This window comes from Caulobacter sp. S45 (genome assembly GCF_009765965.1).
Taxonomy (GTDB): domain Bacteria; phylum Pseudomonadota; class Alphaproteobacteria; order Caulobacterales; family Caulobacteraceae; genus CAHJWH01.
Window position 1 is genome coordinate 23,817 of record NZ_LMUL01000003.1, and the last position, 11,792, is coordinate 35,608.

At 65.9% G+C, this 11,792-nt stretch carries 8 protein-coding genes; 5 read left to right on the top strand and 3 right to left on the bottom strand.

All coding sequences use genetic code 11. From position 1 onward, the window contains the following. On the top strand, positions 1-1,770 hold a 1,770-nt coding region (gene lepA, locus GSQ87_RS01605; protein ID WP_158912827.1), incomplete at its 5' end, for a translation elongation factor 4. A 130-nt stretch (positions 1,771-1,900) separates the two neighbouring features. Here the strand turns inward: lepA and GSQ87_RS01610 are convergent. Next, positions 1,901-2,185, bottom strand: a complete 285-nt coding sequence (locus tag GSQ87_RS01610; RefSeq protein WP_158912828.1) for a GIY-YIG nuclease family protein — start codon at positions 2,183-2,185, stop codon at positions 1,901-1,903. 262 nt (positions 2,186-2,447) lie between these two features. Here GSQ87_RS01610 and GSQ87_RS01615 point away from each other — a divergent pair, with 262 nt between their 5' ends. Further along, positions 2,448-2,744 (top strand): hypothetical protein, encoded by a 297-nt coding sequence (locus GSQ87_RS01615; protein WP_158912829.1) that lies wholly within the window; start codon positions 2,448-2,450, stop codon positions 2,742-2,744. 67 nt (positions 2,745-2,811) lie between these two features. Here GSQ87_RS01615 and GSQ87_RS22975 read toward each other — a convergent pair whose 3' ends face one another. Both GSQ87_RS22975 and GSQ87_RS01625 read right to left on the bottom strand, forming a co-directional pair. Next, positions 2,812-7,044: a translocation/assembly module TamB domain-containing protein gene (locus GSQ87_RS22975; protein ID WP_158912830.1), complete on the bottom strand. Its 4,233-nt coding sequence runs from the start codon at positions 7,042-7,044 to the stop codon at positions 2,812-2,814. Beyond that, on the bottom strand, positions 7,041-8,849 hold the full coding sequence (locus tag GSQ87_RS01625) for an autotransporter assembly complex family protein (protein WP_158912831.1): 1,809 nt from the start codon (positions 8,847-8,849) through the stop codon (positions 7,041-7,043). The genes GSQ87_RS22975 and GSQ87_RS01625 overlap by 4 nt, the downstream gene beginning before the upstream one ends. A gap of 289 nt (positions 8,850-9,138) precedes the next feature. Between GSQ87_RS01625 and GSQ87_RS01630 the strand changes: the two genes are divergently transcribed. The 3 genes from GSQ87_RS01630 (at position 9,139) to GSQ87_RS01640 (ending at position 11,788) form a co-directional block, all read left to right on the top strand. Beyond that, positions 9,139-10,470 (top strand): hypothetical protein, encoded by a 1,332-nt coding sequence (locus GSQ87_RS01630; protein WP_158912832.1) that lies wholly within the window; start codon positions 9,139-9,141, stop codon positions 10,468-10,470. A 63-nt stretch (positions 10,471-10,533) separates the two neighbouring features. Beyond that, positions 10,534-11,283 carry a hypothetical protein gene (locus GSQ87_RS01635; protein ID WP_158912833.1) on the top strand — a complete coding sequence of 250 codons (750 nt, stop codon included), beginning with the start codon at positions 10,534-10,536 and terminating at the stop codon, positions 11,281-11,283. Between the two features lie 46 nt (positions 11,284-11,329). Continuing rightward, positions 11,330-11,788: a RidA family protein gene (locus GSQ87_RS01640; RefSeq protein WP_158912834.1), complete on the top strand. Its 459-nt coding sequence runs from the start codon at positions 11,330-11,332 to the stop codon at positions 11,786-11,788. Positions 11,789-11,792 lie beyond the last annotated feature (4 nt).

Below are 11,792 nucleotides of genomic sequence, written 5' to 3' on the forward strand. Positions count from 1 at the left end.
GTCGTCGCCCACATCGACCACGGCAAGTCCACCCTATCCGACCGCCTGATCCAGGAGACCGGCGGCCTCACCGCGCGTGAGATGAAGGAGCAGGTGCTCGACAGCATGGATATCGAGCGCGAGCGGGGCATCACCATCAAGGCCCAGACCGTTCGGCTCGAGTACAAGGCCGACGACGGCGAGACCTACATCCTCAACCTGATGGACACGCCCGGCCACGTCGACTTCGCCTACGAGGTGTCGCGCTCGCTGGCCGCCTGCGAGGGCAGCCTGCTGGTGGTCGACGCCTCCCAGGGGGTTGAGGCCCAGACGCTGGCCAACGTCTACCAGGCCATCGACAACAACCACGAGATCGTCCCGGTCCTCAACAAGGTCGACCTGCCCGCCGCCGAGCCGGAGCGCATCCGCGCTCAGATCGAGGACGTTATCGGGCTGGACGCCTCGGGCGCGGTGCTGTGTTCGGCCAAGTCGGGCCTGGGCATCCACGACGTGTTGGAAGCCATCGTCACCCGCCTGCCGCCGCCCAAGGGCGACGTCAACGCGCCGCTGAAGGCCCTGCTGGTCGACGCCTGGTACGACGCCTATCTGGGCGTGGTGGTGCTGGTGCGGGTGATCGACGGCCAGATGCGCCGAGGCCAGCGCCTGAAGATGATGCAGACCGGGGCGGTCTACGGCATCGACAAGCTCGGCGTGTTCCGGCCCAAGCCGGTCGACGTCGAGGTGCTGGGGCCGGGCGAGATCGGCTTCTTCACCGGTTCGATCAAGGAGGTCGCGGACGCCGCGGTGGGCGCCACCATCACCGACGAGCGCCGCCCGACCGACGCCCCCCTGACGGGCTTCCGCGACGTGCAGCCGGTGGTGTTCTGCGGCCTGTTCCCCAGCGACGCCGCCCAGTTCGAGGACCTGCGCAACGCCATCGGCCGGCTGCGGCTGAACGACGCCAGCTTCTCGTATGAAATGGAGACCTCGGCGGCGCTCGGCTTCGGTTTCCGCTGCGGGTTCCTCGGCCTGCTGCACCTGGAGATCATCCAGGAGCGGCTGAGCCGCGAGTTCAACCTCGACCTGATCGCCACCGCGCCCAGCGTGGTCTACCGCATCACCCTGATCAACGGCGAGGTGGTGGAGCTGCACAACCCCGCCGACATGCCCGACGTGATGAAGATCGAGAGCATCGCCGAGCCCTGGATCAAGGCCACCATCTTCACCCCTGACGAATACCTCGGCGCGGTGATCAAGCTGTGCCAGGACCGACGCGGGGCTCAGCGCGAGCTGTCCTACGTGGGGTCACGGGCGATGGTGGTCTACGACCTGCCGCTGAACGAGGTGGTGTTCGACTTCTACGACCGGCTGAAATCGATCTCCAAGGGCTACGCCTCGTTCGACTACTCCATCGAGGAATACCGCACCGGCGACCTGGTGAAGATGACCGTGCTGGTCAACGGCGAGCCGGTCGACGCCCTGTCCATGCTGGTCCATCGCGGCCGCGCCGAGATGCGGGGCCGGGGCATGGTGGAGAAGATGAAGGAGCTGATCCCGCCCCACATGTTCCAGATCCCGATCCAGGCCGCCATCGGCGGCAAGATCGTGGCCCGCGAAACGGTGCGGGCCCTACGCAAGGACGTGACCGCCAAGTGCTACGGCGGCGACGCCACCCGCAAGAAGAAGCTGCTGGAGAAGCAGAAGGAAGGCAAGAAACGGATGCGCCAGTTCGGTAAGGTCGACATCCCGCAGGAAGCGTTTATCGCCGCGCTGAAGATGGATGCGGATTAGGCATCGCCATCGGCGGTGTGCGTGCTTGGAGACACAGCGCCTGCGCCGCCGTTCCTCCGCTCGTTCTCGCAACTCACATTCGTCATGCTGAGGAACCCCGAAGGGGTGTCTCGAAGCACGCACCTCCGGTTCACCGCCGACGACGCGAGGCCAAGGTCGAGATTACAGCGAAGTCCCCGGCGACCAGGGCGATCTTCTTGGCGCGCGACCAGCCCTTGATCTGGCGCTCCACGGCGATGGCGTCATCGATGTGCTGGAATTCCTCCACCCAGACGAGTTGCACCGGAAGACGCGCCGCCGTGTAGCCGCCCATCGTCCCGGCCAGGTGTTGGCCGATGCGGCTGTCCAGGTCGGTCGTACAGCCGACATAGAACGACCCGTCGGCGCAGCGCAGCATATAGGTCCAGGACGCCATCGGCGGTCTGCGTGCTTCGAGACACGGCGCCTACGCCGCCGTTCCTCAGCATGACGAATGTGGGGGATTGGAGAAAGCAGATGTGCGCCTCGACAAGCGTCAAGTCTGCGGCGCAACGCCAACAGCCGCTAGGACCCTAGTCGGACATTGCGCCGGACCGGTCGTAGGGCGACACTGCTGTATGAGACCACTTTGGCCAATCGAAAGTGCTGTACTAGAAAAGCTCGCAGAGCTTCACACTTCCATAGAAAGCGCCCTTCGGTTGCAGATTGCATCAGCTGAGGTGACATTTTTTGAGAACACCGGGGCTGGGTTCTTCTCTGAGCTGAATGTTGATCCTGCCGCACCAATCATCTCCGGGGATTCGCCGCTCGGGGAAGTCCATGGCGAAGTTCTTGGCGTGCCGCATGGGATGGGATTTCTGCTCTTCATAGGAAACGGGAGGGCAGCAATGCTAGAAGGGTTTTCTCTTGCGGGATTTTCGACCGACACTATTGATTTCGAGCGCGCCATTTACGCGCTGATGTCCGGCTTTCCCCATCCGGGCAAAGCGCCATAAGTCCGCTTACCATCCGTTTTCGAAGTTCGGAATGTGCGCTTCCCGGACCGCCTACAACGACATTTCCTCACTTAAAGTTCTTCCGCCACTGGATCGACAGTTGCGCGTCGCCCTGGGTGCCGACCTGGGAGATGATCGAGAAGCTGCGGCGCACGCGCCATTCCACCGAGGCCGAGGGGCCTTCGCGGCCGCCGCCGGTCAGCTCGATATAGATGTTGTCGGTGACGTACTTGCCGCCCGAGACGCTGGTGCCGCTGGTGTTGGCGCCGCTGGCGGTGGTGGCCTGGCCGAGCGCCAGCCGGTCCAGCCCCGCGAACTGGCGCAGCCGGCCGAGGAAGTCGAAACCGCCGCCGCCCGCCAGCGACGCCAGGGCCGAGGCCAGCTCGGCGGCCTGCCCTCCCGAAAGCTGGGCGGCCGATGAGCCGAACAGCACCTGGGACAGCACCTCGTCCTGGGGCAGCACCGGGGTCGAGGTCAGGCGGATCTCCGGCTTGGCGGCGGTGCCCGAGACCGTGATCACTGCGGTCAGGGTCGGGTTGCTCAGGGTGGCGGTCAGGTCCAGCCGGATCTGATCGGCCTGGGTGGCCAGCGTGACCGAGCCGCGCTGGTCGAAGTCGAACCGCTTGCCGGCGAAGTCGTAGGAGCCCAGCACCACGTTGGCCTTGCCGGTCAGCGTCGGGGCTGTGACCAGGCCGCCGACGTGGGCGTCCAGGGACAGCTCCACGTTCAGCCCCTTGCCCTTGACGAACACGCCGCGCGATGCGCGCAGCGCCACGTCCAGCGTCACCGGCGGCCCGACCGCGGAGGTCCTGGCGGCGGCGGCGGCCGGTTCGTCGGACTTCTGCGGCAGGTTGATCTCGCGCACCTCCAGGTCGACCACCCCATTGGGGGTCGGCGTGTTGGGGGTGATGTCCGCGCGGTCGATCTTCACCGTGCCCGAGACCCTGGCCGCGCCATTGGTGTCGCGCACCACCGTCACGTCTCCCGAAGCGGTGGCGCGCACCGTCTCGTTGTCGATCAACCGGAACTTGGCCAGCGACAGCTTGAAGTCCGAAGCGCCGCCCTTGGCCAGGTTGATATTGCCCGAGCCCGACATCTTGCCGCCATGCCCGTCGGAGCCGGAGGCCTGGCCCATCTGGATGCTGTTCTGGTCGAACTGGGCGCTTAGGGCCAGGTCCTGCAGATTCAGCCCGGTGGCCGCGTTCTGGTAGCGGCCGGCGCTGAGGGCTGCGTGGCCGGCGGCGTGCAGGCCGTTCAGGCTGCCGCTGAGCACGCCCTGGGTGACGACATGGCCGGACAGGCTCTGGTCGCCGCCCACCAGCAGGTCCCACAGCGGCCGCAGCTCGCCGTCCGCCGAGAACGACCCGCTGAGCGGCTTGGTGCGGTCGATGGCGATGCGGAAGGGCGCGGCGGCGGCCTCCGCGGGCAGGACCATCTGCAGGTTGGACTTCAGGCCCTGGGCGTTGGTGGCGTCAGCGGTGATGCTGAGCTTCGATCCGGTCAGTTCGGCGCGCATCTGCCCGGCCAGCGCCAGGTTGGCCGGCGCGTCGCGCGAACGGGCGCCGCTGAGCGTGGCGTTCAGCACCCCCGACAGGGCCGAGCCATGTCCACCCACGCTCAGGTCGGCGTTCACCGCCCCGGCCAGGTCGGGATCGATCGCCTCCAGGGTGACGCCGGCCAGCTTGGCGTCGGCCTTGAGCGCATCGCCCTGTTCGTGGACGGTCACGTCCGCCTGGCCGCCGCTCACCGCCAGATGCAGGGCGAGGTCGCGGGTGTGATCGTCGAAGCGGAGTGTGGCGGGCTGAAGGGTCTTGAAGTCGACCTTGCGCACGCGCCCGGCGCCGGTGAGGGACAGCTGGCGCATCGGCGCGCTCTGGTCCAGCACCCCGCTCCCGGCGAAGCGCCAGGCCACGGGATTGCTGCTCTCGGCCGAGAGGCGGAACGGCAGGCGGCTCCACGGGCCGTCGGCGTGCAGGCTGACCGTCTTCAGCGTCACCGGCGCCTCGGGCGCGGCGATGTCCTGTCCGTCCAGCGCAATGTGAGCGGTCAGGCCGCCGCCGGCCGCCTGGGTCAGCTTCACCGCGCCGGACAGCTGCCCGTGGTTGAGGAAGGCGCCGGCCTTGGCCTGTAGCGTCAGGTCGGCGGTGGACGGCGCCCCGTCCCGCAGCGCCAGGCTGCCGGCCGCCTTGATCCCGCCCGCGTCGGCGTCGAGGTCGTGCACCTCCAGGCCGCCGCCGGCCCACTGGAACGCCGCCTTGATCGAGGTCGGCCCATAGGCGCTGGGCCCGGTGAAGGCGAGCGCGCCGCCCAGGGCGTCGCCGGCCTTGTCCAGGGTCAGGGCCAGGTGCGCCGGCTTGACGATCAGCCGCCCAAGCGCGAGCGATGCGAGGTCGGCGGTCAGGTCGATCTTGGGTGCGGCGATGCTGCCGGTGAGACGGCCCGTCCCGCTGGCGGCGCCGGCGATCTCCAGCGGCCCGGTGTCGAACGGCCCGCTGGCCTGCCAAACCACGTCCAGGCCCAAACCGCCCTTGGGATCGAGCTTACCCTTGACCCCGGCCGACAGCGCCGCGCCGGTGAACTGGGCCTGGGCGATCTCCAGTCCGGCCGGCCCATAGGCGGCGGTCGCCTTCAGCTTGGGCGTCGGGCCGATGAAGTGGTCCGCCTGGGCGATCCCCAGCGCGAACTTGGACGCGCCGCCGTCCAGGGTGAAGCGCCACGCGCTCGAGCCCTTGGCCTGGTTGGCCGACCAGGCGGTGACGATCACGCCCTTGGCGTTAGGTAGGGCGACCGCCAGGTTGGACACCTCGGCCGATCCCTTGAACGACAAGTCCCCAAGCAGGCCCTGGCCGCCCTGGGCCGACAGCTTCAGGCCCGAGCCCTGGGCGTCGAGCTGGCGTACCAGCAGCCGACCATCGGCCAGACGCGTCCCATCGAGCTTGGCGTGCGGGCTGCGGCCCAGCAGGGCGAAGGGCGCGCCCTTGCCCGCCCCGCCGGCGCCGGTGAGGTCGGCCTGCACACTCCACTGGGCGCCGCGTCGCGCGAGCCCGACCGAACCCGATATCCGATCCAGGGCGTAGCCGCTCTGGGCGAAGCGCCGGCCGTCGATCGTCCCCTTGTAGGTGAAGTTGGCCACATCGCCCGACAGCACGCCGGCGGTGGACGTCGCCCCGAGCGTCAGGCCCGGGACCCAGCGCGACAGGTCGGCGACCTGGAGGCGGGCGTTGAGGTTCGAGCTGCGGATCGCACGCCAGTCGAAGGGCCCGTCCACAGCGAGACTGGCTGCAGGCGCGACCAGGGCGGCCTGGAGCTGGAAGCTGTTGGCGGCGAGATGGCGCGCGGTGGCGGTCAGGTCGGCCTGGGGCCCCGCCCGCGCGGCCAAGAGGGTGGTCCAGCGCGAGGCGGTGAGGTCGATATGGGCCTTCAGCCGCGATACGCCGCCCTTCCAGTCCGATTCGGCGGTCAGCGACTGGCGCGCGCCCGACGTCGCCAGCACCTTCAGCGCGCCGGCGTCCGCCGTGCCTTCCGCGCGCACCTGGACCCCCAGGCGCTGGTCGGCCGCCAGCCCCAACAATCCGGCCAGACCGCCGCCCGAGGCCTCCACCGCATCCGCGCGCAGCTCGATATGGCCGTGATCGCCCAGATGAAAGTCGGAGGTGAACCCGTCGCCCGCATGCAGGCGGCTGCGCGCGGCCAGCCGGCCGGTCGCCGCCAGATTGCGCTCCAGCGTGAAGCCGCCGTCGATGTCCCAGGCGCCATGGCGGATGCTGATCGCCGGCAAGGTCTCCAGCGCCACGCGCACGCGATCCACCTGGATGGCGATCGGCAGGGTGGGCGGCCCGCCCTTGGACGGGGGCTGGGGTGCGATGTCGGGCGCACGCAACACCCGCAGCGACCCCGCCGTCAGGCTCTCGGCATGGAAGCGGCGCCGGACCAGGGCCCAGGGCAGCCAGCGCAGCGACAGGTTGCTCCCGTCGAGCCAGACGCCCTGCGTATCCACGATCTGCAGCCGCTTCAGGGTGAAGTCCCGCAGGGGATCGCCGCCCAGGCCGGAGATCCGCAACCGGCCGATCGGTCCAAGCGGCAGGCCGTTCAGCGTGCGCGTCAGCAGGGCCCGGCCCGGATCGGTCCGCACGCCCACCCTGGCTCCAGCGAGCGCCAGCGCCAGCAGCACGACGAGCGCGCCAAGCGCCAAGGCGATGCGACGGCCCCAGCGCCCCTTGCGCGGGGCGGTCGCCGGGTCCGAGGTCGCGGCTTGCGTCTCCTTAAGCGGCGGATCGTGGGGAGGTGGAGCTTCGGTCAAAAGCTTTGCCCGACGCTGAGATAGACCTGGAGCGGATTTTGCGACGCTCCGCTGAGCTTGTTGATCGGCGTGGCGAAATCTATCCGGATCGGCGCGAAGCCGAGGTCGTAGCGAAATCCCACGCCGATGCCCGAGGCGATGTGGGTGAAGGTCGGCGTGGCCTGGCTTCCCACCGTACCGGAGTCGAGAAACAGCACGGCGCCGAATGGGCCGCTGATCCGACGACGCAGCTCGAGCGAGGTCTCGATCAACGACAGGCCGCCCTGGGGGGTGTTGTCCGAGTAGTGCGGGCCGACGCCCTGGTAGGCGTAGCCTCGGACCGAGCCCCCGCCGCCGGCGTAGAAACGGTCGGGCGCCGGCACCAGCGGGATCTCGCCACCGATGATCGAACCCGCATGGACACGGGCGGCGAAGACGGTGTCCTCGCCCACGTCGAGCGGGAGGTAGGTGCTCGCCTGGGCCTGGATCTTTAGATAGGCCAGCGCCTCCTGATGGTCCTTCATCCCGGCAGGCGCGCCGACCCTTTCCTCGTAACCGGCGGTGGGTTCGGCCCGCGCATCGAACTTGAAGCCCTGCAGCGGATCGAGGGTGTTGTTGGTGTGGTCGAAGGAGACCGCAATCAGCGGCCGTATCGTGGCCACGTTGACGCCGCCCTCGTGGTCGTCGATGCGGCTCGCCACCAAGGACAACCCCTTGGTGAAGAACGAATATTTCCCGTATCGCTGAGTAAGGTCCGCGACCAGCTCGCCGCCCAGGTTGGAGTAGGCGGCGGTGTCGTCGCGGAACACGTCCGGACCGAACTTCAGCGTCTGGCCGGGACTCCACCAGTCGGGCAGGCTCTCGCTGACGCCGATGCGGCTGTCGATGGTCTGGGCCTTGGCGAACACCGTCAGGGTGTCGGCCCGGTGCAGGATGTTGAAGGTCGAGAAGGTGCTATCCACCAGCACCCCCTCGGTGGTCGAGTAGCCGAACCCCAGCGACAGGGCGTGCCGGGTCCGATCCGCCACGCTGACCACCACCGGCCGCAGGCCGTCCGCGTTCGGCTGGGGCGCGAGCGCGACGGTGACGCTGTCGTACACGCCGGTGTCGAGCAGCCGGCGTTCGAGTTCGGCCACATGGTCGGGCTTGTAGATCTCGCGCGGCTTCCAGGGCGCCAGCTTTAGCAGGAACTTACGGTTGGTCCGGCCCCCCTTGTTGGTGAGTTGCATCCCGTCCATGCGCACCAGGGCGCCGGCCGCGATGCGGAAAGTCGGGCGCATGGTCTTGTCCGCATGGTCCACGACGATGTCGTGCGACGCGGCCTTGGCGTCGGCGTAGCCGTGCTGCTGCAGGATGGCGACCAGCCGGCCCTCGGCGGACAGCACCTCGACCGCGCGGGCCGGCCCGCCCGGCTTCAGCTTCAATCCGGCCCGCACCGCGACGTCCGTGGCGTCCACCGGCGGCGTGCCGACCCACTCGATCCTGCTCTCCCCCAGGATCGTGCGCGGACCCGGCGTGACCTTGAGTATGCCCTTGGGATGCTCGCCCTCGCCGATGTCGGGAACCACCTCTGAGTCGTAGTAGCCTTCGGTGCGCAGCAGGGCGGTGGCGCTGACGGCGGCCTGGGCGGCGCGGCGGCGGGCCTCGATACGGTTGGCGACTTCGCCGGGCGCATCGCCCACGGCGCGCTCGATCGCCTGGCGGAGCGTCTTGTCGGCCACGCCTTGGACCTGGGCGCGGGGTTCAGGCGTGGGATGGCGCGCCGCAGCCCGGGCCGCGCAGACCGGAAGGCTCAGCACGGCGATGGCGGCGAGGGCTAAACCCAATCGTCCCAAACAACGGTTCCCAGTGCTGGCGTTGCGCAGCGGACTGTCGCCCCCTTGTCTGTTCTTAGGCTGGCGCACGGGAGCTGTCACGCCGGCTTGCGGCCACGTCGCGGCCAGGTTTCACAAAACAATCAAAACGCTGATTTTGTATGAGCGAAACAGACTGGCCCCCACCCCGACGTCCCCTTACTTCGGCGTGATCTTCAACCCACCGCCCGCACGCGTAACGCGAGCTTGACCGGAACAAAAGGTGAATTTAGGCTGCAGTCTCGCTGAACACGAGGATCGTTTGAAACACCGCTTCCGCTTGACCAATGAACCCGGAGCCCTGGGACTAAGTTGCAGCGCATCCGGACTGGCGCTCGCGGGGGTGGCTTTGCTCGACAAAGGCGAAAACGGCTTCACGCCGCGATCCGCCGACGACATCGAAGCCTTGCTCAAGCGCGCCTATCCCGAACACGACGGGCCGATCGATCTGTCGTCCGGCCTGGCCGTGGTGGCTAGCGCGCTCAACACTGGCGACCTGACCAAGGCGATGATCGCCGCGGTCTTCCTCAAGCTGCCTGAGCTGGACTGGGACGGCGCGGTGCGCATCGCCCGCGCCGACGAGGCCCTGGCGAAATACGATCCCGCCCAGCCCAGGGATTGGCATGGCCGGTGGACGACCGGCGACGGCGCCCATGTCGCCGCCAACCTGCTCGCCCGCAGCCATAGGCCAAAGGGCGTGGACACCCGCCAACTGGCCGCCGACCTGGCCGAACTGCAACGCTCCGTACCCGCCGACCGATTCCAGGCGACCCTAAAGGCATTGGAGGCCCGCCTGTCCGCCGCCGACCGCGACCGCCTCGCCGAGGATCGCCGCCTCGAAGCCAGGATGCCGGAGATGGGACGCGTCTACGGCCCGACCGCGCGCGCCGCCGGCGAACAGGCCGTGCGCATCGAGCAGACCGCGCCAGGGATGCTCACCGTCGACGCGGTCAAACAGGCGCTGACAGCCATCCACGCCGCACGCATGAACCCCGCGACCTCTTCCGAAGACCGCATGCACCTGCTGCCCGCCTACTTCGGCGTCTACACACGCGGCGTCAACGAAGGGCTGCTCTCGGTCGAACTTTCCCATGAACTGGTCGAACTGGGCCTGGGCGCAATGGCCTATGACGACGGCGCCCTGGCGCACGGCGCGTCACGGGGCGTCCATGAGCCCGATCTCACCCTGCCCCGCACGGGGAGCAAAAAGGTCCTTCCCGAAAATGCGCCACGCGGCGCCACGGTGGGGTCGGCAAAGCGCAAGAAATATAAGAAAACATATGTCGATGACGTTCCGGATTCCGATCCAGAATCGGAAGTCCACCACGCCATACCACAGGCCGCCCTTACTCTTTACCCAGACCTCTTTACGCCCGAGGAAATCCATTCACCTGAAAATCTACGAGGCATTCCAAAATCAATTTCTCGTTATATTCATCAATCTCAACTTGGGAAAGAGTTTAGCAAGTTTCGTAGAAAGCATTCAAATCCGTCAAGGCAAGACCTTATAGATTACGCCAGCTATACAGATTGGAAATATGGGGAATTTTATATTCCAAAAATCAGCAAAATTTTATACATCTATATCATATAATTAAATCAAATTGAAACATAAAAAGATCCGAAGAAAATTTCCGTAAAGCAATGAGGTGGAATTATGGAACCAAATTGGGGAATCGTAGAAATTCTTCTAATCGGCGGCCTGGAATACATGTCAGATCATGTTTCAAAGACCACGACTCATATGATATATGATGATTTAAATCGTTTTAGATTTGGAGATGTATACGAATTACTTACCTACATAGCCAAAAAACACAATCTGGAAAATCTTGCGACTGAAGAAGCGGGGCGCCTTATGGGCTTCCTACCGCCCACTTCGCTAGAAGACGCTACAGAACAGCCGGCGCAGCCCAAGAGGCAAATTAGATTTCCGATTAAAGCTCCAGCCCCCTTACATTGGTCAAAATCCGAAATTAGTCAGGAATTAAAAAGAATTATTTTTGACTCAAACATCCAAGAGCATAATTTATGGAGCGATTTCATAAGAAAAGACAGTATTTACAGAGGCATAAAAATTAGAACGATATACACTTATGAAAATGAAAAATTATACATTTGCGAATATCACCCAATGAACATTCCATTCACCCCTCAACGCAACGAAGTTGGGGCGCAAAGAGCAAATATAGAATCTCTACTATTTGATACTTTGTATCAATTGAAAAGATTCATGCCGGCGGTGGACTATGAAACCTATCGCGACGCAATCGAATACGGTCTTTATAAATTCGCATATGCCGCCCTGGGAATATCTTCACAAAAATGCGATATTTATCCAGAGTCCCTAGAACGGGCCGGCCCGCTTCTGGGCTATCCCGACGACCCATCGCCCGTTGAGCCCTAAGCCCCGACCGGCTATTGAGCAGCTTATCCACGAGCGCGAGGCGAGCATGTCTAAGGTCGAGGCCAGATTGGCCGAACTGGGGATCACCCTGCCCGTGCCGGTGGCGCCCCTCGCCAACTACGTCCCCTTCGTGCGGACCGGCAACCTGCTGCACATCTCCGGCCAGGTGTCGCTCGGCCCGGACGGCGGGATCGTCGGCGTGGTGGGCTCCGAGATCGATCTCGCCACCGCCCAGCGCGCCGCGCGCCAGTGCGGGATCAATCTGGTGGCCCAGATCAAGGCGGCGACCGGCGACCTCGACCAGGTCAAGCGCATCGTCAAGCTCGGCGGTTTCGTCCAGGCCGGCCCCGACTTCTTCGACATCCCGGCGGTGGTCAACGGCGCCTCGGACCTGATGGTCGAGGTGTTCGGCGATATCGGCCGCCACGCCCGCTCGGCCGTCGGCGTCTATCGCCTGCCGCGCAACTTCGCCGTCGAGGTCGACGCGGTGGTGGAGCTGAGCTGAGCTT

Coding starts and splice junctions, on each gene's coding strand:
- GSQ87_RS01640 (WP_158912834.1), top strand. CDS start 11,330: ATGTCTAAGGTCGAGGCCAGATTGGCCGAACTGGGGATCACCCTGCCC.
- GSQ87_RS01610 (WP_158912828.1), bottom strand. CDS start 2,185: ATGGCGTCCTGGACCTATATGCTGCGCTGCGCCGACGGGTCGTTCTAT.
- GSQ87_RS01635 (WP_158912833.1), top strand. CDS start 10,534: ATGGAACCAAATTGGGGAATCGTAGAAATTCTTCTAATCGGCGGCCTG.